We start from the raw sequence: 24,076 nt of genomic DNA, 5'->3' as shown, positions 1-24,076 counted from the left end.
GAACGCACGGGCGGTTTCGAGCAGGCGGCAGTGCCTCAACTGAGCACTGGCCTCGATCGAATCGCGTCTTCGTAGGCCTCGGGCGACATCCGACATCCCGCTGCGCGGATGACAGCCGGGGCCTGACCGACCGCTCGATCACTGAGGAGACACTCCGATGCCCACTGCTGAGCAGGCGTTTGGCGCTGGTCTGACGCACCGGGTTGCTGGCGCAACGGGCTGCCGCAGGGAGTGCCGAGCAGAGGCCGTGACAGCGACTGCGCAGCGTGACATACCGTGCGCACCGGAGTCAGCGAGGGCCAGCCGCCGGTTCGTCGCAGAGTGGCTTACTGCGTGGGGGCTTGTTGAAGTGGTCGACGTCGCTGAGCTGCTGGTTTCAGAGCTGGTCGGGAACGCGGCCCGGTACACCGGTTGTACCCGCCTGCGCGTCCACGTCGCTCTGCAGGGTCCTGTCGTTCGCGTCGGCGTTCGGGACTCCTCAGCAGCACTGCCCGTGCTGCTCGTCGCGTGCGACGACGCCGAGAACGGTCGAGGGCTCGGCCTGATCGCTGCGCTCTCGCACCGGTTCGGGGTGACTCCCGAGCAGCCTGGCAAGACGGTGTGGTTCGAGCTTCGCACGGATAGCCAGCGCTGTTAGCGCACGGACCTGCGCCGTTCGGCGCGCACGCTCGGCCGCCCGGTCGAGCGACGAACCATCAACATCTAGGAGGAGCACATGAACACCGTCACCGAGGTCAACTTGGAGCTGTTCGAGTTGGGCAAGTTCTTCACCATCACCGGCCGCCGTCTCGCCGGTGGGCAGTCCGCCCCGGAGATGTTCTCCGCCGCGATCGACGCCGCCTGGCACAGGCTCGCCGAGGACCCCATCGTGCACAGCGAGTTCGCCAAGGCCCACGCCGGACGTGACCTCACGCACGCGGAGACGGGCGGACGCGGGGTTATCGAGTGGGTGACGGCGTACGAGGCGGCGTACGGGCCGCTCCCGGTGATCTGGTTCACGAACAGCGATGGCGTGGTGGACAGCGCCACCCTCGCCCGCTATCGCGAGACCGGCGTGGTGGTGGCCGAGTGGAACTGCTCGCCCGCGCCGGGCGACGGTGACGCGGTGCCGGAGAACACTGTCCGGTGATCACCGGACGAATCGGCGGAGCGTCCCGGCCGATTGCCGGGGCGCTCCGCCTCATCGAAGCTCGAACCACGCACCCGACTGCGGTGGACGTGTCCGCCTACGTCACCGCCATGGAGCAGCACTGTCCGTTCCTCGCGCCCTCCATCGGGCGGGGAATGACCGGCTGGACGGTGTACGAGATCGCCCTCGCTTCTCGGCGCGATGCTGTCGAGGCAGACCTGTTCCGGGCAGGGGTGCAGGCCGCCGAATGGGTAAGGCCACTGACCAACCGCCCGCACGGCGCGTTCGTCTGCGAGAACGTCGTCCTCCTCGGCGAGGCTGCGGATGCGGGGCACCGTGAGTTGATGGCCTGGCCGCACTGGGCGCTGAAACACCTGTATGGGCCGGTGGGGGTGATGTTCGGGAAGTTCGTCCGCGACACGGACGAACTGGACAGGTTCGGCCAGCGCATCCCACCGCCGCCGTTCTCGTTCCTCCCGGTACGGGCCGCCGTTCGGGCCCGCGACCCCCGATTCCTCGCGGACACACCCGGGTTGGCTGCGGAGCTGGCCGTTGCCTCTGATGATGGCCGCGACGTGTTCGAGCACATCCCCGACGACTGGAAGGCGGTACGGGCATGGGCGAGTTCCCTCCCTGCCCCAGAGAAGCCGTGAGCATGGCCGAGTACCGGTGCGGTCCGGTCGAGTTGAAGGAGATCACCTACCGGCGCGGTTCGGCGGTCTGGAAGGCCACTGGTCCCGTCGCTACCGTCGCCATCAAGAGTGGCTATGGCGAGGGTGCCGAGATCACCGTGCGGGAGGCGGCCGTGCTCGACGCCCTGGCCGGCTGTTCCGCAACTGCTGGCAGCAATTGGTACGTCACCGACTGGGTCGATGGGCCGTCCACCTGGGAGGTGTTCCGGTCCGCACGCGAATCCGCCGACGACGGCGGCCGCGTGCAGGCTCTCGGTGGGGCGATCGAACTGTGCCGGGCTGTCGCTGCTCTCCATGCCGAGGGCTGGGTGCACAGTGATCTCCAGCCTTCCCACGGTATCCACGCCACGGCCGGTGTACGGCTGATCGACTTCGCCTGGGCGTGGCACCCCGGCTTCGAGCAGCACCCCGCTTTCCGTGGCGGCATCACCCACCTGGTCGCTCCGGAGCTTGCCGCCTCCATCGCCGCAGGTGTTCGGCCGGTGAGACCGAGCGTCCAGGCCGAGGTGTACGCGCTCGCCGGTGTCCTGTGGACCTGTGTCACCGGTGCGTGGCCGTTGGACTATGTGGCGGCGGGGATCGACTGGAACGCCACGACTCCCGACGAGTTGAGAGCCGCCATCGCCACGGCGGAGATCCCACTCGCGGCCGCTCGTCCGTGGGCGGAGGTGCAGTCTGTTCTCGCTGATGTTCTGTCCGCTGGGCCGCAGAAGCGGCCGACGGCTGTTGAGCTCGCCAACGTTCTGACTGAGGTGGTCCCTTGAGTGTTCGTCGTGCCACAAGTGCCGATAGTGGTGAGCTTGCTCGTATGCACGCCGAAATGGTCGGTACGGATCTTGACGGTGCGTGGAAAGTCGGCCTGGCTGACTTCTTGGAATGCCACCTGGTGAGAGATCGAGTCGCCGCGTTCGTCGTCGATGATCCGGGAGGGGGATTAGCCTCCTGCGCCTTGGGAGTGGTGCACCGGGGGTTGCCCGGACCTGACCACGAGGGCGTGTTCGGGGTGATCCACACCGTCGTGACTGCACCGGAGTTCCGGCGCCGGGGGTACGGGCGGGCGGTGACTGAGGCTCTGGTGGCGTGGCTGACCGGGCGGGGGTGCACGTTGCTGAACCTCAATGCGAGTGACGACGGTGCGCCGTTGTACGCGTCGCTCGGATTCCGTGTGAATCCGCGGGCGATGCGGCTGGTCGGGAGGCCGTATCACCGGGTGTGAGCGCGGCGGGTGGCGGGTGTGGGGGCGCCGCAGTAGCCGCCGATTCCCTGAAGAAAATGCGTTGCGGTCGGCTCCGGCGCGGGCACATGCTGCCGGGCATGGTGAAGCTGGAGCGGCTGCGGGCCGACCATGAGGGTGACCTGCTGGAGTTCGAGCGGGCGAATCGCGAGTACTTCAAGCGGTTCATCTCGGATCGTGGGGACGAGTTCTTCGTCGAGTACGCCGCCTGGCACCGTGCTCGGCTCGCCGAGCAGGACACGGGCCTGTGCCACTTCCACGTCGTCCTGGACGACCAGGGGGACTTGGTCGGCCGGGTGAATCTCGTGGACGTGCAGGACGCGGTCGCTGAGCTCGGCTACCGGATCGGTGAGCGAGCCGCGGGACGGGGCGTGGCCACGGCCGCGGTCGAGGAGGTCTGCCGCCTGGCTGCCGCGGCGTACGGGCTGAGCGCGCTCACCGCGAGGACCACGCTCGACAACCTGGCGTCCCGGGCGGTGCTCACCCGCACCGGGTTCACCGCCGGCGGGGACGTCAGCATCGTCGGGCGCCCCGGTGTGCGGTACAGGCGCGCACTCACGTCCTAGCGGCGGGGGTTGAGGCGGCGGGTGGGTTCGGCGGTGCTGGGGTCCTCGGGCCAGGGGTGGCGGGGGTAGCGGCCGCGGAGGTCGGCGCGGACGGCGCGGTAGCCCTCGCGCCAGAAGGAGGCGAGGTCGCCGGTGATCGCGGCCGGGCGGCCGGCGGGGGAGAGCAGGTGGATGGTGAGCGGGACCCGGCCGCCGGCCAGGGTGGGAGTGGCGGCCCAGCCGAAGAGTTCCTGCAGTTTGACGGCGAGGAAGGGCCGCTCGGTGGAGTAGTCGACGCGGATCCGTGAGCCGCTGGGGACGGTGATCCGCTCGGGCGCGAGTTCGTCCAGGCGGCCGGCCTGGCCGCTCGCCCAGGGGAGCAGGCGTTGCAGCGCGGCGGTGGTGTCCACGCGCTCCAGGTCGGTGCGGCGCCGGGCGCGGGAGAGCTCGGGCTCCAGCCACTGCTCGGCCGCGTCCAGCAGGGCCGGGTCGCTGACGTCGGGCCAGGGCGCGCCGAGTGCGTGGTGCAGGAAGGCCAGCCGGGCCCGTAGCGAGCTCGCGTTCTCCGACCAGCGCAGCAGCTCGCCGACGCCCTCGCGGGCCAGGCCCTCGAGCAGGGCGGCGCGCACCAGGGCGCGGTCGGGGGAGCGGAGCGGGACGGCGTCGAGTTCGAGGGCGCCGAGGGCCTCGACGCGGCGGGCGGCCACCTCGCCGCGCCGGCTGCCGGGTGGGATGGCCCAGTGCACCTCGTCGCGGGTGGTGAGCAGGTGCGCCGCAGCAGTGCGAGCAGTGCTCTCGTCGATGAGCACTGCTCTGCGAATGCGCGCCGAGGCCGCCCCCGTCGGCCGGTCGGCGACCGCGACCGCCAGCCACTCGGCGCTGGACAGGGCCGAGCCGGCGGCGGACTCGGCGGCCGTCCCGGAGACCATCAGAAAGGAGGCCGCCGCGCCCAGCTCCACCGTGGCTTCGCGGGCCCGGGCGATCCGCTCCGGGTGCGCGAGCGCGACCACCAGCCCCGCCGCCCCCGCGTCCGGCAGGCCGGTGGCCGGAGCGTCCACGTGCGCCCGCAGCCGCCGCGTCTCGTCGCGCCAGCGCCCCGCGTACGCGTCGGAGCCCGAGGACCCGCCGCGCACCGCCCGCCACACCGCCGACAGGTCGTCCCCCAGCGCCCGCGGAGGCTCCTCCGAGAGCAGCGCGACGAGCTCCGCCGCCCGCCGCGCCCCCACCGCCGGCGCGCCGTCCAGCAGCGCCCGCGCCAGCCGCGGATGCAGCCCCGTCCGCGCCAGCCGCACGCCGCGCGCGGTGGCCCGCCCCGCGCCGTCCACCGCGCCCAGCGCCGTCAGCGTCCGCCGAGCCGCCGCCATCGCGCCTGCCGGAGGCGCGTCCGGCAGCGCGAGCGAGCTGGCCTGCGGGTCGCCCCAGCACGCCACCTGCAGCGCGAACGGCGTCAGGTCCGCCAGCGCGATCTCGGGCGCGGGAAAGCGCGGCGCCCGGGCGTCCTCGACCTCTGCCCAGCAGCGGTAGGCCGCGCCCGGCGCCTCACGCCCGGCCCGTCCGGCGCGCTGGCGCCCGGCGGCCAGCGAGGCGCGCACCGTCACCAGTCCGGCCAGCCCCCGCGCGTGGTCGGTGCGCGGCTCGCGGGCCAGCCCGCAGTCCACCACGATCCGCACCCCGGGCACGGTCAGCGAGGACTCGGCCACCGAGGTCGACAGGATCACCCGCCGCCGCTGCCCCGCCGTGAGCGCCGCGTCCTGCACGGCGGCGGCCGCCTGCCCGTGCAGCTGCAGCACATCCACCCCCTCCGGCGCCCCGAGCAGCCCGGCCACCCGGGCGATCTCGCCGACACCCGGCAGGAAGCAGAGCAGATCCCCCTCGCGCTCGGCCAGCGCCCGCCGCACCACACTCGCCACGTGTTCGAGCAGCGCCGGATCGATGCGCGTCCCCTGCGGGGGGCGTACGGCGCGCGGCGGGGGCGCCCAGACGATCTCGACGGGGTGCGCGGTGCCGTGCGCTTCGACCACCTCGGCCGGTCCGTCCTCGGCGCAGCCCAGTAGCGACGCCCAGGCGGCGGTGTCCGAGGTGGCCGAGGCGCAGAGCACCTGCAGCTCGGGGCGCAGCGCGCCGCGTACGTCCAGCAGGAAGGCGAGCGCGGTGTCGGCGTCCAGGTGCCGTTCGTGGCACTCGTCCAGCAGCACGGCGTCCACGCCCGGCAGCTCCTGGTCGCGCTGCAGCCGTTGCAGCAGCACGCCGGTGGTGACCACCTCGACCACGGTGTCAGGACCGACCACCCGCTCGCCGCGCACGGTGTGCCCGATCCGCCCGCCCGGCTTCTCGCCGAGCAGCCAGGACATCCGCCGCGACGCCGCCCGCACGGCGAGGCGCCGCGGCTCGGCCACCAGCACCCGCCGGGCGGGACCACCCTCGACGAGCCCGGCCAGTGCCAGCGGCACCAGCGTGGTCTTCCCGGTGCCGGGCGGCGCCGCGAGCACCGCGACGCCGCGCGCGTCGAGCGCGCGCCGCAGGGCGGGCAGCGCGGAGCGGACCGGGAGGTCGAGCCAGGCAGGGTTCACCCGAGGATTATCAGCCCCGCCGCGCGACGAAGATCGCCGTCCCCGGCAGGTGCCGGCCGCGCAGCGGGCTCCAGCCGCCCCACTCCTGCTCAAGGCCCTCGGGCCACTCCGGCTCCACCAGGTCAAGCAGCTGGAAGCCGGCGCCGGCCAGCTCGCGCACCCGGTCGCCGAGGGTGCGGTGGTGTTCGACGTAGGTCGCCTGCCCCTGCTCGTCCTGCTCGACGTAGGGTGTGCGGTCGAAGTAGGAGGCGGTGGCGGTCAGGCCCTCCACGCCGGGCTCGTCGGGGAAGGCCCAGCGGATCGGGTGGGTGACCGAGAAGACCCAGCGCCCGCCCGGCCGCAGCACCCGGTGCACCTCGCGCATCAGCTCGGCGGTGTCGGCGCTGAACGGCACCGCGCCGTACGCCGAGCAGGCCAGGTCGAAGGAGCCGTCCGCGAACGGCAGTATCGCCGCGTCGGCCTGCACCACGGGGATCAGCGGTCCGCCGCGGTCCAGGTCGATCCGCCGCGAGTGCTGCAGCTGGCGCAGCGAGATGTCCAGGGCGACCGGGCGGGCGCCGCGGGCGGCCAGCCAGCGCGAGCACTGGGCGGCGCCGGCCCCGATCTCCAGGACGTCGCGGCCCTTGAGTTCGGCCGGTTCCCCCAGCAGTCGGGCGTCCGCCTCGTCCAGGCCCTCGGGGCACCAGGTGAAGCGGTCGTCGCCGAGGAACTCGCCGTGCTCGTCCTGGTATTCGTCGGCGTTGCGGTCCCACCAGTGCCGGCTGGCCCGGCTGCTCTCCTCCGCCGCGGCCTCCCGGCGCAGCGCCTGGTCGTCGTCCTCCTCCGGTGACTGGCCAGGGGGGGTGTCCGGAGTCATAATGCGCCTCGCGTAAGGTAGGGGGTGCGGAAAGCGCCGCTGCTTGGACCAGCCCCTCCCCGGGGCGGGATCAGGCGGTGGCATCCGGGGAGCCTGGCCCCTCGTGACTGCCAGCTCTCATGGTGACCTGCCGGTCGCATGAGGCGCGCAGTTGGAGGATATGGCCTGATCCATACCGGCCTGGACGGTCTCGTCGCCTTCGGCGTTGACCGTGCCTGGCTGTCCCCGTATGCTACAAGTTGCGCTGCGGGCCTGCGCGCCTCGGACGGAGCAGGTCGCGCTCGCATCTGTCGAAGACCCCACGGTCGCAAGACGGACACCGGATCTCGTTGTTCACGGGAACCCTGGTGCGCCGTGTTCTTGGCTGTCCGGCTTTCGGTGGGCGCGATACGGGCCCCCGCGTGGCATTACCTACGACTTCATGTCCGTACCGGAGCCCTTTTCCTAATGACGAGCCCCACCGACACCTCTGTCAGCACCACCCCGCAGGTTGCGGTCAACGACATCGGCGACGCGGAAGCATTCCTCGCGGCGATCGACGAGACCATCAAGTACTTCAACGATGGCGACATCGTTGAGGGCATCATCGTGAAGGTCGACCGTGACGAGGTGCTCCTCGACATCGGTTACAAGACCGAGGGTGTCATCCCCTCCCGCGAGCTCTCGATCAAGCACGACGTTGACCCGCACGAGGTCGTCAAGGTCGGCGACGAGATCGAGGCCCTGGTTCTCCAGAAGGAGGACAAGGAGGGTCGTCTGATCCTGTCCAAGAAGCGCGCGCAGTACGAGCGCGCCTGGGGCACGATCGAGAAGATCAAGGAAGAGGACGGGATCGTCACCGGTACCGTCATCGAGGTCGTCAAGGGTGGTCTCATCCTCGACATCGGCCTCCGTGGCTTCCTGCCGGCTTCGCTGGTCGAGATGCGCCGCGTCCGCGACCTCCAGCCCTACGTGGGCAAGGAGCTCGAGGCCAAGATCATCGAGCTGGACAAGAACCGCAACAACGTGGTCCTGTCCCGCCGTGCCTGGCTGGAGCAGACCCAGAGCGAGGTCCGCCAGACCTTCCTCACCACCCTGCAGAAGGGTCAGGTGCGCTCCGGCGTCGTCTCCTCCATCGTCAACTTCGGTGCCTTCGTGGACCTGGGTGGCGTGGACGGCCTCGTGCACGTCTCCGAGCTGTCCTGGAAGCACATCGACCACCCGTCCGAGGTTGTCGAGGTCGGCCAGGAGGTCACCGTCGAGGTTCTCGACGTTGACATGGACCGCGAGCGCGTCTCCCTGTCGCTGAAGGCGACCCAGGAGGACCCGTGGCAGCAGTTCGCCCGGACGCACCAGATCGGCCAGGTCGTTCCCGGTAAGGTCACCAAGCTCGTTCCGTTCGGTGCGTTCGTGCGCGTCGACGAGGGCATCGAGGGCCTGGTCCACATCTCCGAGCTGGCCGAGCGCCACGTGGAGATCCCGGAGCAGGTCGTCCAGGTCGGCGACGAGATCTTCGTCAAGGTCATCGACATCGACCTCGAGCGCCGCCGCATCAGCCTCTCGCTGAAGCAGGCCAACGAGTCCCTCGGTGCCGACCCGGCGACGGTCGAGTTCGACCCGACCCTGTACGGCATGGCTGCCTCGTACGACGACGCCGGCAACTACATCTACCCGGAGGGCTTCGACCCCGAGGCGAACGACTGGCTGCCCGGCTTCGAGAAGCAGCGTGAGGAGTGGGAGCGCCAGTACGCCGAGGCGCAGACCCGCTTCGAGCAGCACCAGGCCCAGGTCATCAAGAGCCGTGAGGCCGACGCCGAGGCCGCTGCCGAGGGTGGCGACGCTGTTGCCGCCGCCGCCGGTGGCTCGTACTCCTCCAGCAGCGACGAGGGCTCCGGCGCTCTCGCTTCGGACGAGGCGCTCGCCGCCCTGCGCGAGAAGCTGGCCGGCGGCCAGAGCTGATCGCAGCAGAGCTGAGCTCGTTCTGAGCTGATCTCACAGTGGGCCCCCACCCCGGGTAACCGGGTGGGGGCCCACTGCTTTTGGTTCCCCATACGGTGTGATAAGGCGCTCATCCGCTATCTATGGGTCTTTTCGGACACAACGCCTAGCTTGGGATGAGTTGCCCGAAGGGCCCAGGCCCCGAACGCTAGGCAGAGTCCCGCTTCATGCGCCACACCGCCGCTGTGCCCTCCTCGCTCGACGCCGTCGTTCCCGGCCGACTTGCCGCCCTTGGGCGTGCCTGCTTCCGCCACCGGCGCTGGGTGCTGGCGCTGTGGGTCGCGGTGCTGGCGGTCGGTGTGCTGATCGGCGGCCGGGTCTTCGACAGCACCGTCGCCGGTACCTCCTCCGGCAGCTACGAGTCCGACCGGGGCACCTCGGTGGTCGCGGCCGCCGACCCCTCGCTCGGCACCGTCACCGCGGTGGTGGACGGCAAGCCGGTCGACACCCCCGCCGTACGGGACGCGGTGAGCGCCGCCGCCGGCGACCTCGCCAAGCTGCCCGGCGTGCTCTCCGTCTCGGACGCCTACCAGAGCTCCGGCCAGCCGCTGCGCTCGACCGACAGCACGGCGAGCCTGGTCAGCGTCAAGCTGGCCGAGAGCACCACCAGCAGCCAGCAGGCCGCGGTCACCCAGCGGCTGGCCGCGATCGACGCGCCCGGCACCCATGTCACCGTCGGCGGCGACCTGGTGCTCCAGCAGGAGGTCAAGAGCCAGACCCAGGCGGACACCAAGTTCGGCGAGATCGTCACCCTGCCGCTCACCCTGATCGTGATGGTGCTGGTCTTCGGCGGCCTGGCGGCGGCGAGCCTGCCGGTGATCGGGGCGATCGCCTCGATCGGCGGCGCGCTGCTGGCGATGTTCGGCTTCAGCCAGATCATGGACATCGACACCAGCGTCCTGCCGATCGCCACCGTGCTGGGCCTCGGCCTGTCGATTGACTACGCGCTGCTGATGGTCAACCGCTTCCGCGAGGAACGCGGCCTGGGCGCGGGCATCGCCGCGGCCGTGGAGCGCACCTCCGCGACGGCCGGGCGGACGGTGGCCTTCTCGGGCCTGACGGTCGCGGTCGCGCTCTCCGGGCTCTTCGTCTTCACCAGCCCCGTGCTGCGGGCGGTCGCGGCGGCCGGCGTCAGCGTGGTGGTGATCGCGGTGGCCGCCGCGCTGACCCTGGTGCCCGCGCTGCTGGGCTTCGCCGGGAAGCGGATCAAGCCACCGAAGAAGGCCGAGTCGGACGAGGGCTTCTTCGCCCGGACGGTACGCCGGGTGCAGCGCCGGGCCGTGCCGGTGGCGCTGATCTGCGTCGCCCTGCTGGTCGCGGCCGGCGCGCCGTTCCTCGGCGCCCAGATGCGCGACTCGGGCGCCTCGGTGCTGCCGACCTCCTCGGCCGGGCGCCAGGTCTCCGACACCATCGACCACCGCTTCCCGCAGCTGGCCCCCGCGCCGGTGACCGTCGTGGTGCAGGGCTCGACGCAGACCGCCACGACGTACGCGGACACCGTGGTGGCCAAGCTGCCGGGCGTCGCCGGGGTACGCGCGGTGCAGCCGGCGGGACCGGGCGTCAGCACCATCGACGTCCTGGTCCAGGGCGATCCGCAGGGCAGCGGGGCCAAGCACGTGGTGGACGAGCTGCGCGCCGACCGCGGCGGCCTGACCACCTACGTCACCGGCGGCGCGGCGAGCGTGGTGGACTTCCAGCACGAACTGGGCAGCCGAGGGCCGTGGGCGCTGGGGCTGGTGGCGGTCGGCACGCTGATCCTGCTCTTCCTGATGACCGGCTCGGTGGTGATGCCGATCAAGGCGCTGCTGATGAACCTGCTGTCGCTGGGGTGTTCACTGGGCGCGCTGACCATGGTCTTCCAGCACGGCTGGTTCAGCGGGCTGCTCGGTTTCACGCCGACCGGCGGCCTGGAGACCTTCATCCCCGTGCTGGTCTTCGCCTTCGCGTTCGGTCTGTCGATGGACTACGAGGTCTTCCTGCTGGCGCGGATCAAGGAGCTGCGCGACCAGGGGTACGGCTGCAAGGAGGCCGTGCAGCTCGGGCTGCAGCGCAGCGGTCGGATCATCACCTCGGCCGCCCTGCTGATGGTGATCGTCTTCGCCGGGTTCGCGGCCGGCCAGATGCTGATGGTCAAGCAGATGGGGATCGCGCTGGCGGTCGCCGTCGCAGTGGACGCCACCCTGGTGCGCTGTCTGCTGGTGCCGGCCGCGATGTCGCTCTTCGGTGAGTTCAACTGGTGGGCCCCGGCGCCGCTGCGCCGGCTGCACGCGAGGTTCGGGCTGCGCGAGCACGTGGCGCTGCCGCCGCTGGACATCGCGACGTCCGTCCCGGCCCAGCGCAGCCCGTCCGTCCCGGAACAGGAACCGGAACCTACTCGCCGTTGACGCAGGCGTTGCCGAAGCCGGAGTTGCCGACGCCGACCAGGTTGGCCGAGTCGCAGGCCGCAGCGGCGCCCGCCCCGGCCATCAGCAGGGTGCAGAGGGTGGCGGCGACGACGAGGGTGTTGCGCAGGGAGGTCACGCTGGGTCCTTTGGTTGGACGGGACAGTGCGCCCTGCACAACGCGCGAGGTGGGGCAAAGGGCACTCGCCGCTAGCTGAGGCGGCGCAGAAGGTCGACGGCCTCGCGCAGGGTGCGCTGCTCCTGCGGGGTCAGCGCGCGTTCGATGGCGGCGGCGATCCGGTCCTCGCGGCTGCGGCGCTGGGCCAGCAGCGCCTGCGTGCCGGCCTCGGTGGCGGTCAGCACGAGCTTGCGGCCGTCGCTGGGGTGGCGCTCCTGGCGGACCAGGCCGGTCTCGACGAGCAGCGCGACCGTGCGGGCCATCGATTGGTGGCGCACCCGCTGGCGCTCGGCCAGCTCGCTGGTGGTGTGCGCGCCCTCCCGGACCAGCAGGCCCAGCACGCCGGCCTGGTTCTGCGGCAGCTCGTCCTCGGTGCGCAGGTGGCGCACCAGCTCGCCGATGCTCACGCGCAGCTCGGCCGCGAGCTGCTGGGCGTCGACGGGCTCGGCATCCTGGGTCATGGGTCCATCCTATCGGGAAACTCCTCAGCAGAGGTGTACAGTCTTGCTGTAGATATTCCGCCGAAGGGAGCAGCGCCATGCGTCTGACCAAGCTGGGACACGCCTGCGTACGGATCGAGCAGGGCGACACCACGGTGGTGATCGACCCGGGCATGTTCACCGAACCGGAGGCCTTCCAGGGCGCCGACGCCGTCCTGATCACCCACGAGCACTTCGACCACTTCGCCGAGGACCGGCTGCGGGCCGCCGTCGCCGCCGATCCCGGCCTGCGGATCTGGACCAACCGCGCGGTCGCCGCCCAGCTTGACGGCATCGGCGCCAACGTCCGGGTGGTCGGCGAGGGTGACGCGTTCGAAGTCGGCGGGATCGACGTCTCGGTGCACGGCGAGTGGCATGCCGTCATCCACCCCGACATCCCGCAGGTCGGCAACATCGGCTTCCTGCTGGACGGCCGGCTCTTCCACCCCGGCGACGCGCTCACCGTGCCCCCGCAGCCGGTCGAGACCCTGCTGCTGCCGGTCGCCGGCCCGTGGAGCAAGCTCGGCGAGCTGATCGACTACGTCCGCGAGGTCAAGCCGCAGCGCGCGCTGGGGATCCACGAGGTGCTGCTGAGCGAGCCGGGCATGATGGTGGCGACCCGGATGCTGGGCGAGGGCGGCCCGGGGACGGGTGCCCCGTTCGAGCAGCTGACCACCGGTGGACAGCTGGAGCTCGACGCTCGATAGCCTGGCGCCATGCAGAAGATCGGACTGACCGGTGGGATCGGCGCGGGCAAGAGCTCGGTGTCCAGGCTGCTCGTCTCCTATGGAGCGGTGCTGGTGGACTCGGACCTGATCGCGCGCGAGGTGGTGGCCCCGGGCACGCCCGGGCTGGCGGCGGTGGTGGCCGAGTTCGGTCCCGCCGTGCTGGACGCGGACGGCGCGCTGGACCGCCCGGCACTCGGCGCGGTGGTCTTCGCCGATCCCGAGCGGCTCCAGGCGCTGAACGCCATCGTCCACCCGCTGGTGCGCGCCCGCTCCGCCGAGCTGGAGGCCGCCGCCGGGCCGGACGACGTGGTGGTGCACGACGTGCCGCTGCTCGCCGAGAACGGCCTCGCCCCGCTCTTCGACCAGGTCCTCGTGGTGGACGCCGCCGACGAGGTCCGGGTCGAGCGGCTGGTCCGCCTGCGCGGCATGGCCGAGGCCGAGGCCCGCTCCCGGATGGCCGCCCAGGCCACCCGCGAGCAGCGCCTGGCCGTCGCCGACCTGGTGATCGACAACAACGGCACCCCGGCCGAGCTGGAGGCCCAGGTCAAGCAGGTCTGGGACCGGCTCACACAGTAATCAGGGCTTGCGGCCGACGGCGGCCCAGATGGCGACCTGGGCGTCGGTGTCCTCGGCGGGCTGGTCGGGGCGCCACTGGGGGGCGGTGACCAGGCCGGGCTCCAGCAGCTCCAGGCCGTCGAAGAAACGGGCCACCTCCGCCTTGGTGCGCATGGTCAGCTGAGCGGAGGCGCTGCGGTAGACGGACGGGCCCTTGGCGGCGTCGGCCTCGGTGGCGAAGTCGCCGGTGGCGTGCGAGAGCGCCAGGTAGCTGCCGGAGGGCAGCGCGTCGACGAGCGTGCGCACGATGGTGTGCGGGTCGTCCGCCTCGTCGATGAAGTGCAGCACCGCGAACAGCAGCAGCGCCACCGGCTTGCCCAGGTCGAGCAGTTGGCGCACCTGCGGGTCCGCCAGGATGGCGGCGGGATCGCGCAGGTCGGCCTGCAGCACGGTGGCGGTGCCCTGGCTGGCGGCGGCCAGCAGCGCGCGGCTGTGCACCAGCACGATCGGGTCGTTGTCGAGGTAGGCGACCCTGGCCGAGGGGTTCACCCGCTGGGCGACCTCGTGGGTGTTCCCGGCGGTCGGTATGCCGGTGCCGATGTCGAGGAACTGGTCGATCCCCAGTTCCGCCAGGTGTCCGACGGCTCTCTGCAGGAAGGCCCGGTTGGCCAGCGCGCTGATCCGCACCAACGGCCCGAAGGAGAGTACTTTCTCCGCCGCTGCCCGGTCCGCCGGGAAGTTGTCCTTACCGCCGAGGTAGTAGTCGTACATCCGCGCGGGGTGCGGGATCTCGGGGTGCAGGTCGGCGGGCGGGGGTGTGTCGTCGTCGGCCCAGGACATCCAACTCTTATTGGTGGTCATTTCCCCTACCCAGGCTGCGATTGACAGATCATCGGGCAGCTTAAGGCTTCGTCTGGGTGCGCGGTAGGAGCGAACGGGCACCGGGCCCTTCGGCGCCCAGGGCGTCGCCCGGGTTGTAGAGGGCGCAGCGCGTCAACGAGAGGCAGCCGCAGCCGATGCAGCCGGTCAGTTTCTTCTTCAGTCGCTGCAACTCCTCGATCTGCTCGTCGATCCGGTGCTGCCAGGAGGCGGCGACGGTGTTCCACTCCTCGGCGCCCGGTGCGCGGTCGGTGGGCAGCCGGCTCAGCGCGGCGTGCGCCTCGTCCAGCGACAGGCCCACCCGCTGGGCGGCTCGGACGAAGGCCACCCGGCGCAACTCGCTGCGGGCGAAGCGGCGTTGGCCGCCCGCCGTGCGCTCGGAGTGGATCAGCCCGAGCTCCTCGTAGTAGCGCAGCGCGGAGGTGGCCAGGCCGCTGCGGGCGGAGAGCTCACCGATGGTCAGCCGGTCGTGGCGCGAGAGTCCCATGGGAGGTGATTCTAGGGCTTGACCTCAAGTCGACTTGAAGTTGCAGGATTCTCGCATGAAGACCACCGAGATCCACTCCTACGGCTTCCAGGACCTGCCGGCCCTGATGGCCCTGATGACCGGGGACGAGAAGCACGGCCCCGCCGCGACCTCCACGCTGGACGCGCTGTGGGTGCTCTACGACCGGGTGCTGCGGGTCGGCCCGGACACCGTGGACGCCCAGGACCGCGACCGCTTCCTGCTCTCCAAGGGCCATGGCCCGATGGCCTACTACGCGGTGCTGGCCGCCAAGGGCTACCTGCCGGTCGAGCTGCTGGCCGGCTTCGGCGGCTACGACTCGCCGCTCGGCCACCACCCGGACCGCCTGCTGATCCCCGGCGTCGAGATCGGCTCCGGCTCGCTCGGCCACGGCCTGCCGCTGGCGGTCGGCACCGCGCTCGGCCTGCGCGCCCAGGGGCTCACCGACCCCGCCGTCTGGACGCTGATCGGCGACGCCGAGTTCGACGAGGGCAGCAACCACGAGGCGCTGGCCTTCGCCGGCGCGGCCGGCCTGGAGCGGCTGCATGTGGTGGCGATCGACAACTCCTCGGCCACGCACGGCTGGTCGGGCGGCATCGCGGCCCGCTTCGAGGCCGCCGGCTGGTCGGCGACCACGGTGGACGGCCGCGACCACGACGCGCTCCACGCTGCGTTCACCGCACCGCACCCCGGCCGGCCGCACGCGGTGGTCGCCCGGGTCGAACCCAAGAACTGACTGTCCCAGAGGGGGATTTCGAGATGGACACCATGCGCGAGCGCTTTGCCACCGTCACCAGCGACCTGCTGGTCCACGACCCGAGGGTCGCCGTCGTCCTCGCCGACATCGGCGCCGCCGGCTTCGCCGAGGCGGCGCAGCAGTACCCGGACCGGGTGGTCAACGTCGGCATCCGCGAGCAGCTGCTGATCGGGACGGCCGCCGGGATGGCGCTGACCGGGCTGCGGCCCTTCGCCCACACCTTCGCCAGCTTCCTGATCGAGCGCCCCTTCGAGCAGGTCAAACTGGACCTCGGCCACCAGGGCGTGGGCGCCGTGCTGGTCAGCGCGGGCGGATCGTACGACTGGCCGGCCGGCGGCCGTACCCATATGGCGCCGGGGGACGTCGCGCTGCTTGACACCCTGCCCGACTGGACAGTGCGGGTGCCCGGTCACCCCGACGAGGCCGAGACGCTGCTGCGGCACGCCGCCGCCGACGGCGACGCCAACGTCTACGTCCGCCTGTCGGCGCACCAGAACGCCGCCGCCCGGCCGATCACACCGGGCCGGTTCCTGACGGTCCGCCGTGGCACGGGCGCCGTGGTGCTGGCGGTCGGCCCGATGCTGGACGCGGTGCTGGCGGCCACCGAGGGGCTGGACGTCACCGTGCTGTACGCCGCCTCGATCCGGCCCTTCGATGCCCGAGCCCTGCGCGCCGCGCTCGGCGAGCGCGCGGACGTGGTGCTGGTCGAGCCCTACCTCGCCGGCACCTCCAACAACGAGGCGCACCAGGCGCTGGCCGACCTCCCGCACCGGGTGCTGGGCCTGGGCGTGCCGCGCGAGGAGCACCGGCACTACGGCTCCATCGACGAGCACCTGGCCGCCTACGGTCTGGACGCCGCCGGCCTGCGCGCGAGCATCAGCGCGTTCGTCCGAACCCCGCTTGTCCGATAACCGCGCAACTGCCCGGCCCCAAGCGCCCGCTCGCCAGAGCACCGTACGAGGCGAGCAGCACCCCGCCCGGTAGCTCGCAGGGCTTCTCGCCGAGGTTGACGCAGATCCGCAAGGAGCCCCGGTGGACGGTCAGCCAGCGCTCCTGCTCGTCGAACTCCACCCGCACCCCGCCAAGAGTGGGATCGCAGAGGGCCGGATCGGCCCGCCGCAGTCGGATCAACTCCCGGTACCAGGCCAGCAGTTCGGCGTGCACCGGCTGCCGTGGCTCGCTCCAGTCCAGGGTGCTGGCGAGCACCGTGCCCGGCGCCTGCGGGTCCGGGATCTGCTGCTCGGTCCAGCCGTGCTCGGCGAACTCGCGCCGCCGGCCCTGTCGGACGGCCTCGGCGAGGTCGGGATCGGTGTGATCGGTGAAGTACTGCCAGGGGGTGCTCGCACCCCACTCCTCGCCCATGAAGAGCATCGGGGTGAACGGCGAGGTCAGCACCAGCGCGGCGCTGACGGCCAGCGCGGCGGGGGGCAGCCGGTCGCCCAGCGCCCGGTTGCCGATCTGGTCGTGGGTCTGGACGTACCCGAGCAGCCGCTCGCCGGAGCCCCCCGCGAACGGCCGGCCGTGCCGGCGGCCGCGGAACGAGGACCAGCTGCCGTCGTGGAACCAGCCCTGCGTCAGCACCTTGGCGACGGCCGCCAGCGGCGCCTGGGCGAAGTCGGCGTAGTAGCCCTGCGATTCGCCGGTCAGCGCGGCGTGCAGCGCGTGGTGCAGGTCGTCGCTCCACTGCGCGTGCAGGCCGAGGCCCCCGGCCTCGCGCGAGGCGGTCAGCCGGGGGTCGTTGAGGTCGGACTCGCCGATCAGGAACAGCGGGCGGCCCACCGCTACGGCCAAGGTGTCGACGGCGGTGGACAGTTCCTCCAGGAAGTGGACGGCCCGGTCGTCCGCCAGGGCGTGCACCGCGTCCAGCCGCAGCCCGTCGATCCGGTAGTCGCGCAGCCAGGCCAGCGCGCTGCCGATCAGGTAGTCGCGGACCTCGTCGGAGCCGGGCGCGTCCAGGTTGACCGCCGAGCCCCAGGGGGTGCGGTGGCGCTCGGTGAAGTACGGGCCGAAGGCGGGCAGGTAGTTCCCGGACGGGCCCAGGTGGTTGTGCACCACGTCCAGGATCACGCCGAGGCCCTTGCGGTGGGCCGCGTCGACGAAGCGCTTGAGCCCCTCAGGGCCGCCGTAGGGCTCGTGCACGGCCCACAGCGAGACCCCGTCGTACCCCCAGCCGTGCCGCCCGGGGAACGGGCAGACGGGCATCAGCTCGACGAAGTCGACGCCCAACTCGACCAGGTGGTCCAGGTGCTGCTCGGCCCCGGCGAAGGTGCCGGCCGGGGTGAAGGTGCCGATGTGCAGCTCGTAGAGGACCGAGCCGGCCAGCGGCCGCCCGTGCCACGGCGTGTCGGACCACGGGAAGGCGGCGTGGTCCACGTGCCGGCTCAGCCCGTCGGGCCCGTACGGCTGGCGGGCCGAGCGCGGGTCGGGCAGCGGCGGGCCGCCGTCCAGCCGGAAGCCGTAGTCCTGCCCGGCCGGGGCCTCGCCCCGCCACCAGCCGCCGCTGTGCGCCGCCAGCGGGCTGCGGGCGCCGTCCACCTCGACCTCGACCAGCCGGGCGGCGGGCGCCCAGAGCTCGTACCTCACGATGACTCCCGGGTCAGCAGGGTGACGGTCTCCACGACGCCTTCGTGCTCGCGGCCGGTCAGCAGGTCCGTCCAGTCGCCCGGCAGCTCCAGGACCGCCCGCTCGCCGCTGCGCGCCAGCGCATAGGGCAGTCGGGTGACGGCGACGGTGAGGTCCTCGCCGCGCTGGAAGGCGACCAGGTGCGGGCCGGTGGCCAGCGGCCGGTAGGGGCCCAGCGGGCGCGGCAGGTGCAGCGCCGTGCTGGTCAGATGGCGCTTCTCGTGGTCGAGCTCGGAGAGTTCGGCCTCCCGGTCGCCGAACGCGACCGGCGCGCGGTTGTCCGGGTCGACCAGGGTGTACAGCATCCGCTCGCTTCCCTGGTAGAGGTCGGGCACGCCCGGCACGGTGAGGTGCAGCAGCGCGGCGGACAGGCTGTTGCTGCGGGCGTAGGGGGCCAGGAAGTCGACGAACGCGCCGATCCGATCGGTCAGTTCGGGGTTGGCCAGGGCGGTGCGGGCGTAGTCGACCAGCTCCGCCTCGTAGCCGGGATCCGGCGAGGTCCAGCTGGTGGCGAGCTTGGCCTCGCGGACCGACTTCAGCAGCACCGCCACCAGCCGCTCGACGTCGATCGGCCAGGCGGCCACCAGGGTCTGCCAGAGCAGCCACTCGGCGTTGCGGTCGGCCAGGTGGCCGGCCGCCTCCGCCCAGGCGGTGCACTCGGCGAGCCAGCGCTCCGGCAGCTCGGCCAGCACCGCCAGGCGGGCCCGGGCGTCCGCGCTGCGCTTGGTGTCGTGGGTGGAGAGCGCGGTCATGGTCAGCGGCCAGTGCTGCTGGATATCGGCGCACCAGCGGTGGAAGTCGGCCGGTTCGACGCCCGGGTGCGCGGGGTCACCGCCGACCTCGTTGAGACTGAGCAGCGGGTGCCAGCGGTAGAAGGCGGTGTCCTCGACGCCCTTGGCGGCCACCGCCGAGGCGGTCTGCGCGAAGCGGGTGCGGAACTCCTCCTTGGCCGGGCCGCCGCCGAGCCGCCCGTGCGCCAGCAGCTCCACGAACTGCTCGGTGCTCTGCGGCGCGGTGACGGTGCGCGGGGCGGGCGAGGGGTAGGGGCGGTAGACCGGGTAGCGGGTGAGCAGTTCCTCCAGAGCGGCGCGCACGGCCAGCGGGGCATGGTCGGCCAGCGCCGGTTCGGCGGCGCCGATCCGCCCGGCCAGCCGGACCAGCCGCTCGACCTCGGCGGCCAGCTCGCCGTCCGGCGCGATCATCTCGGCCCGCCCGCGCAGCGCGGCCTCGGGGGCGGCGGTGTGCTCCTCCCCGGTGTAGTGCGCGTACAGGTCGGCCAGGCGCTGGGCGCCGGGGCCGTCGGTCAGCACGCCGTCGATCCGGCGCAGCGCGTCGTAGCCGGTGGTGCCCGCGCACGGCCAGTCGGTGGGCAGCCGCTCCTCGCCGGTGAGGATCTTCTCCACCACCACGTACGCCCCGCGCCCGGCCCCGGCGAGGCGGCGCAGATAGCCGCGCGGGTCGGCCAGACCGTCCGGGTGGTCGACCCGGAACCCGTCCAGCACGCCCTCCTCGCGCAGCCGCAGCAGCACGCCGTGGGTGGCCTCGAAGACGTCCGGGTCCTCGGCGCGCACCGCGATCAGGTCGTTGACCGTGAAGAAGCGGCGGTAGTTCAGCTCGGTGTGGGCCAGGCGCCACCAGGCCAGCCGGTACCACTGGCGCTCCAGCAGCTCCGGCAGTGGCAGCCACTGGGTGCCGGGGCGCAGCGGGAAGACATGGTCGTGGTAGCGCAGGGTGTCCTGCTCCACGCTGAGCTGGTCGAGCACCGCGCCCAGCCGGTCGCCGAGCACCGGCAGCAGGACCCGGCCGCCCTGCGCCGCCCAGTCGATGTCGAACCAGCGCGCGTAGCTCGACTCCGGGCCGTCCCGCAGCACCTGCCAGAGCGGGGCGTTGAGCCGTTCGGGGACGGGCAGCGCCATGTGGTTGGGCACGATGTCGGCGATCAGCCGCAGCCCGTGCGCCCGGGCGGTGGCGGCCAGCTCGCGCAGGGCGCTCTCGCCGCCCAGCTGCTCGCTGATCCGGGTGTGGTCGACCGTGTCGTAGCCGTGGGTGGAGCCGGGGGTGGCCTCCAGCAGCGGGGACAGGTGCAGGTGCGAGACGCCGAGCGCGGCCAGATAGGGCACCGCGGCGGTGGCGTCCGCCAGGGTGAAGGACGGTTGCAGTTGCAGCCGGTAACTCGCGGTGGGTGCTGACGTCACGCTCCTATGACTACCCGCTGCGTCGGGACCGTACGACCCGGCGGCGGCGGCCGGGTGAACGGGCGTCAGGCGGGCCTCCGCAGCACCAGCAGCGAACGGTCCGTCAACCACAGTCCGTCCCCGGCCTTCACCCGCAGGCCGGTGCCGGGGGTGGGCAGGGTGGGCAGGGTGGTGTCCACCACCACCTGCCACTGCTCGCCGTGGTCGGCCGGCACGGTGAACTGCAGCGACTCGTAGTGCGCGTTGAACATCAGCAGGAAGGAGTCGTCGGTGATGGTGCCGCCGCGGCGGTCCGGCTCGGAGATCGCGCCACCGTTCAGAAAGACCGTCAGGGACTGGGCGTAGCTGGCGCCCCAGTCCCGGTCGGTCATCTCCTCGCCGCTGGGGGTGAACCAGGCGATGTCGGTGAGGTCCTCGTGGGTCCCGGCGACCGGGCGGCCGCGGAAGAAGCGCCGGCGCCGGAAGACCGGGTGGTTGCGGCGCAGCCAGACCATCCCCTGGGTGAACTCCAGCAGCTCGCTCTCCTTGGGCCAGGGCACCCAGGAGAGCTCGTTGTCCTGGCAGTAGGCGTTGTTGTTGCCGTGCTGGGTGCGGCCCACCTCGTCGCCGTGCGAGAGCATCGGCACGCCCTGGGAGAGCAGCAGGGTGGCGATGAAGTTGCGCTGCTGGCGGGCTCGCAGCTCCAGCACCGCCGGGTCGCTCGTCTCGCCCTCGGCGCCGCAGTTCCAGGAGCGGTTGAAGCTCTCGCCGTCCCGGCTCTGCTCGCCGTTGGCCTCGTTGTGCTTGTCGTTGTAGGAGACCAGGTCGCGCAGGGTGAAGCCGTCGTGGCAGGTGACGAAGTTGATCGAGGCGATCGGGCGGCGCCCGTCGTCCTGGTAGAGGTCGGAGGAGCCGGTCAGCCGGGAGCCGAACTCGGCCAGCGTCGCGTTCTCACCGCGCCACAGGTCGCGCACGGTGTCGCGGTACATGCCGTTCCACTCCGTCCACAGCGGGGGGAAGTTGCCGACCTGGTAGCCGCCCTCGCCGACGTCCCAGGGCTCGGCGATCAGCTTGGCCTGCGAGACCACCGGGTCCTGCTGGACCAGGTCGAAGAAGGAGGAGAGCCGGTCCACCTCGTGGAACTGCCTTGCCAGGGTGGCCGCGAGGTCGAAGCGGAAGCCGTCCACGTGCATCTCGGTGACCCAGTAGCGCAGCGAGTCCATGATCAGCTGGAGCACGTGCGGGCTGCGCATCAGCAGGCTGTTGCCGGTGCCGGTGGTATCCATGTAGTAGCGGCGGTCGGCCGCCAGCCGGTAGTACGAGGCGTTGTCCAGGCCGCGCATGGAGAGCGTGGGGCCCAGGTGGTTGCCCTCGGCGGTGTGGTTGTAGACCACGTCGAGGATCACCTCGATGCCGGCCGCGTGCAGCGCCTTGACCATCGACTTGAACTCCTGGACCTGCTGGCCGCGGTCGCCGACCGAGGAGTACGAGCCGTGCGGGGCGAAGAAGCCGATGGTGTTGTAGCCCCAGTAGTTGGTCAGCCCCAGGTCGCGCAGCCGGTGGTCGCGGACGAACTGGTGCACCGGCATCAGCTCGATCGCGGTGACGCCCAGCTTGGCCAGGTGCTCGATCAGCGCGGGGTGGGCGAGCGCCGCGTAGGTGCCGCGGATCTCCTCGGGGATGCCGGGGTGCAGCATCGTCAGGCCCTTGACGTGCGCCTCGTAGAGCACCGAACGGTGGTACTCGGTGCGCGGCGGACGGTCGTTGCCCCAGTCGAAGTACGGGTTGATGACCACCGAGTGCATGGTGTGGGTGGCGGAGTCGAGGTCGTTGCGGCGCTCGGGGGTGCCGAAGTGGTAGCCGTAGACGGACTCGTCCCAGTCGATGGTGCCGCTCATCGCTTTGGCGTACGGATCCAGCAGCAGCTTGGCGCTGTTGTGCCGTCTGCCGCGCGCCGGATCGTAGGGGCCGTGCACCCGGAACCCGTAGCGCTGGCCGGGCTGCACGCCGGGGAGGTAGGCGTGCCGGACGAAGGCGTCGGTCTCGCGCAGCTCCACGGCCGTCTCGGAGCCGTCCGCGAGGAGCAGGCACAGCTCGATCCGGTCGGCGCTCTCGGAGAACACCGCGAAGTTGGTGCCCACCCCGTCATAGGTGGCCCCCAGCGGGTAGGACTGCCCCGGCCAGACCTGCATATGCCTCAACCTCCTTGTCAGCCAAGGGAACTGACGCTCCCTCGGGACAGTCGCGCCACTGCGTGCGGTATGCCCGAACGGCGCGCCCGACATGTCTGCCGGATGCCCGCCGTGACGCACGGCACACCTGTCACTGACGCACTGTCATGGGCATCGTTGCCGCTTCCGCACCCTTTGTGACGCTCTTTCGGCCGTAGTTCGCCCGAACGGGTGTCCATCTGCTGCCGGACCCCCGGTGGACGACCCCGGCGGTGCTGCACCAACGGGCTGCGGCTGCGGCGCGCCGCGCAGTACTCTTGATCGTCAGGCCCCTCCGCGCGGGAGGCGGCGGCCGAGAGGTGAGGTAAAGCATGGTGTTCCCCGCCGATGAGTGGCCCGACGGGCTCGGCGGCAAGGCACCAGGCGCCCGCACGGAGGCGCCGACGATCGTGCTGGGCTCCCCGGGCGGCGGCCGGCTCATCCCCGCCCAGCTCACCCCCGACGCCGGCGCGCCGGGCTGGAGCCCCGAGCAGTGGCAGCGCGCCTACCAGCGGGTCAGACTCACCGGCCGGGCGTACGTCTGGCTCAACCTGGTGGAGCAGCGGCTGCGCTCGCTCCTGGACGACCTGCTGCGCCCGGTCTACGCCCCCGCGCACGGCGCGGACTGGGTGACGGCCGCGGCCGGCCCGGTCGGTGAGGAGTGGGTGCAGCGCGCCGCCGCCGTCCGCGAGGTCAGCCGCCGCAAGGGCTACCTGCTGGATCCGGCCGACGACGACCCGCTGGTCTTCCTGACGCTGCCCCAGCTGCGCGAGCTGATGGTGCAGCACTGGCCGTGCTTCGAGCCCTACCTCGACGACCGCCGGGAGATCGAGCTGGCGCTGGACGAGCTGGAGGTCGCCCGGCACGTGGTCTCGCGCAACCGCAGCCTCTCGCCCACCGTGCTGGCCCAGGCCGAGCGGGCCGCCGCCCGGGTGCTCGGCCTGCTGGACGGCCGTCCGGCCGGCACCGCCGGCCTGCCCTCGGACATCATCGAGGAGCTGGTGGCCGGCCGGTACGCGGATGTGGCCGCGGTGCACGCGGACCGGGTCCGGCTGCAGCGCGACCTGCCGATGGAGGACCTGCTGGACGGCGCCCGGCGGCTGGACGCGATCGGCATCGGCCTGGGGATGCTCTGTCAGAACTTCACCGGCAAGCGCCTGGTGCAGCTGGCCGGCGAGGGCTGCCGGGTGCGGCTGCTCTTCCTCAACCCGGCCAGCAGCGCGGTGCGCCGGCGTGAGCGCGAGCTGGGCCTGGGCCGCGGTGAGCTGTCCCGGTCGATCGAGATGAACATCATGCATGTGCGCCGGGTGCGGGCCCGGCTGCGCGATCCGGGGGCGTTCGAGATCCGGGTCTTCGACGAGATGCCGCGCTTCACCGCCTATCTGGTGGAGGGTCCGCGGGTGCTGGGCTCGCGGCGGCGCAGCGGTGACCTCGGGGTGGTGCAGCCGTATCTGCGCCGGGCGCGCGGGATCGAGTCGCCGGCGCTGGTGCTGCGGGCGGGGGCGGTCGGGTCCCAGGGGGCTGAACCCGGGCTGCTGGAGGTCTATCGAGAGGAGTTCGAGGGGGCCTGGGCAGACTCTCGGTCCGTCAGCTGAGGGAGTGACA

At 72.1% G+C, this 24,076-nt stretch carries 22 protein-coding genes; 13 read left to right on the top strand and 9 right to left on the bottom strand.

The features are described from left to right. The first annotated feature begins 157 nt into the window (after positions 1-157). The 6 genes from P3T34_RS10615 (at position 158) to P3T34_RS10590 (ending at position 3,621) form a co-directional block, all read left to right on the top strand. Positions 158-637: an ATP-binding protein gene (locus P3T34_RS10615; RefSeq protein WP_280665774.1), complete on the top strand. Its 480-nt coding sequence runs from the start codon at positions 158-160 to the stop codon at positions 635-637. 78 nt (positions 638-715) lie between these two features. Then, positions 716-1,129 (top strand): hypothetical protein, encoded by a 414-nt coding sequence (locus P3T34_RS10610; protein WP_280665773.1) that lies wholly within the window; start codon positions 716-718, stop codon positions 1,127-1,129. After that, on the top strand, positions 1,126-1,782 hold the full coding sequence (locus P3T34_RS10605; RefSeq protein WP_280665772.1) for a hypothetical protein: 657 nt from the start codon (positions 1,126-1,128) through the stop codon (positions 1,780-1,782). Before P3T34_RS10610 ends, P3T34_RS10605 begins: the two co-directional genes overlap by 4 nt. Before the next feature lie 2 nt (positions 1,783-1,784). Continuing rightward, positions 1,785-2,585 carry a hypothetical protein gene (locus tag P3T34_RS10600; protein WP_280665771.1) on the top strand — a complete coding sequence of 267 codons (801 nt, stop codon included), beginning with the start codon at positions 1,785-1,787 and terminating at the stop codon, positions 2,583-2,585. A gap of 44 nt (positions 2,586-2,629) precedes the next feature. Continuing rightward, positions 2,630-3,037, top strand: coding sequence for a GNAT family N-acetyltransferase (locus P3T34_RS10595; RefSeq protein ID WP_280665770.1), 408 nt, complete (start codon positions 2,630-2,632; stop codon positions 3,035-3,037). Between the two features lie 98 nt (positions 3,038-3,135). Beyond that, entirely contained in the window at positions 3,136-3,621 is a 486-nt protein-coding gene (locus P3T34_RS10590) for a GNAT family N-acetyltransferase (protein WP_280665769.1), read from the top strand. Here the strand turns inward: P3T34_RS10590 and hrpB are convergent. Both hrpB and P3T34_RS10580 read right to left on the bottom strand, forming a co-directional pair. After that, the gene (gene hrpB / locus P3T34_RS10585; protein WP_280665768.1) at positions 3,618-6,170 is read right to left on the bottom strand and encodes an ATP-dependent helicase HrpB; all 2,553 of its coding nucleotides are present in this window, start codon (positions 6,168-6,170) and stop codon (positions 3,618-3,620) included. The two genes, P3T34_RS10590 and hrpB, sit on opposite strands and share 4 nt — an antisense overlap. A 10-nt stretch (positions 6,171-6,180) precedes the next feature. Then, positions 6,181-7,026, bottom strand: a complete 846-nt coding sequence (locus P3T34_RS10580; RefSeq protein ID WP_280665767.1) for a class I SAM-dependent methyltransferase — start codon at positions 7,024-7,026, stop codon at positions 6,181-6,183. Between the two features lie 447 nt (positions 7,027-7,473). Here P3T34_RS10580 and rpsA point away from each other — a divergent pair, with 447 nt between their 5' ends. Next, positions 7,474-8,964 carry a 30S ribosomal protein S1 gene (gene rpsA, locus P3T34_RS10575; protein WP_280665766.1) on the top strand — a complete coding sequence of 497 codons (1,491 nt, stop codon included), beginning with the start codon at positions 7,474-7,476 and terminating at the stop codon, positions 8,962-8,964. Positions 8,965-9,170: 206 nt separating this feature from the next. Continuing rightward, positions 9,171-11,387, top strand: coding sequence for an MMPL family transporter (locus P3T34_RS10570; protein ID WP_280665765.1), 2,217 nt, complete (start codon positions 9,171-9,173; stop codon positions 11,385-11,387). Here the strand turns inward: P3T34_RS10570 and P3T34_RS10565 are convergent. Together P3T34_RS10565 and P3T34_RS10560 are read right to left on the bottom strand one after the other, a co-directional pair. Continuing rightward, positions 11,374-11,523, bottom strand: a complete 150-nt coding sequence (locus tag P3T34_RS10565) for a hypothetical protein (RefSeq protein WP_280665764.1) — start codon at positions 11,521-11,523, stop codon at positions 11,374-11,376. The two genes, P3T34_RS10570 and P3T34_RS10565, sit on opposite strands and share 14 nt — an antisense overlap. Before the next feature lie 71 nt (positions 11,524-11,594). Next, positions 11,595-12,023: a MarR family transcriptional regulator gene (locus tag P3T34_RS10560; protein WP_280665763.1), complete on the bottom strand. Its 429-nt coding sequence runs from the start codon at positions 12,021-12,023 to the stop codon at positions 11,595-11,597. 77 nt (positions 12,024-12,100) lie between these two features. Between P3T34_RS10560 and P3T34_RS10555 the strand changes: the two genes are divergently transcribed. Together P3T34_RS10555 and coaE are read left to right on the top strand one after the other, a co-directional pair. Next, positions 12,101-12,748 carry an MBL fold metallo-hydrolase gene (locus P3T34_RS10555; RefSeq protein WP_280665762.1) on the top strand — a complete coding sequence of 216 codons (648 nt, stop codon included), beginning with the start codon at positions 12,101-12,103 and terminating at the stop codon, positions 12,746-12,748. 9 nt (positions 12,749-12,757) lie between these two features. Further along, on the top strand, positions 12,758-13,345 hold the full coding sequence (gene coaE / locus P3T34_RS10550) for a dephospho-CoA kinase (protein ID WP_280665761.1): 588 nt from the start codon (positions 12,758-12,760) through the stop codon (positions 13,343-13,345). Here the strand turns inward: coaE and P3T34_RS10545 are convergent, their stop codons facing one another. After that, positions 13,346-14,164 carry an SAM-dependent methyltransferase gene (locus tag P3T34_RS10545; RefSeq protein ID WP_280671946.1) on the bottom strand — a complete coding sequence of 273 codons (819 nt, stop codon included), beginning with the start codon at positions 14,162-14,164 and terminating at the stop codon, positions 13,346-13,348. 61 nt (positions 14,165-14,225) lie between these two features. Continuing rightward, positions 14,226-14,690: a redox-sensitive transcriptional activator SoxR gene (soxR, locus tag P3T34_RS10540; RefSeq protein ID WP_280665760.1), complete on the bottom strand. Its 465-nt coding sequence runs from the start codon at positions 14,688-14,690 to the stop codon at positions 14,226-14,228. Positions 14,691-14,745: 55 nt separating this feature from the next. Here soxR and P3T34_RS10535 point away from each other — a divergent pair, with 55 nt between their 5' ends. Further along, positions 14,746-15,444, top strand: a complete 699-nt coding sequence (locus tag P3T34_RS10535) for a transketolase (protein WP_280665759.1) — start codon at positions 14,746-14,748, stop codon at positions 15,442-15,444. Positions 15,445-15,467: 23 nt separating this feature from the next. After that, positions 15,468-16,376, top strand: coding sequence for a transketolase C-terminal domain-containing protein (locus P3T34_RS10530; protein WP_280665758.1), 909 nt, complete (start codon positions 15,468-15,470; stop codon positions 16,374-16,376). Here the strand turns inward: P3T34_RS10530 and treZ are convergent. The 3 genes from treZ to glgX form a co-directional block, all read right to left on the bottom strand. Beyond that, entirely contained in the window at positions 16,342-18,048 is a 1,707-nt protein-coding gene (gene treZ, locus P3T34_RS10525) for a malto-oligosyltrehalose trehalohydrolase (protein ID WP_280665757.1), read from the bottom strand. The genes P3T34_RS10530 and treZ overlap by 35 nt on opposite strands. After that, a complete protein-coding gene (treY, locus tag P3T34_RS10520) occupies positions 18,045-20,282 on the bottom strand; it encodes a malto-oligosyltrehalose synthase (protein WP_280665756.1) in 2,238 nt (745 codons plus the stop codon). The genes treZ and treY overlap by 4 nt, the downstream gene beginning before the upstream one ends. Positions 20,283-20,347: 65 nt before the next feature. Continuing rightward, entirely contained in the window at positions 20,348-22,453 is a 2,106-nt protein-coding gene (glgX, locus tag P3T34_RS10515; protein ID WP_280665755.1) for a glycogen debranching protein GlgX, read from the bottom strand. Positions 22,454-22,803: 350 nt separating this feature from the next. Here glgX and P3T34_RS10510 point away from each other — a divergent pair, with 350 nt between their 5' ends. Continuing rightward, positions 22,804-24,066 (top strand): SAV2148 family HEPN domain-containing protein, encoded by a 1,263-nt coding sequence (locus tag P3T34_RS10510; RefSeq protein WP_280665754.1) that lies wholly within the window; start codon positions 22,804-22,806, stop codon positions 24,064-24,066. Positions 24,067-24,076 lie beyond the last annotated feature (10 nt).

It is taken from the genome of Kitasatospora sp. MAP12-44, from assembly GCF_029892095.1.
Taxonomy (GTDB): Bacteria; Actinomycetota; Actinomycetes; order Streptomycetales; family Streptomycetaceae; genus Kitasatospora.
Note: the sequence above shows the minus strand (reverse complement) of the source record. Positions and strands in the feature narration are given on the sequence as shown.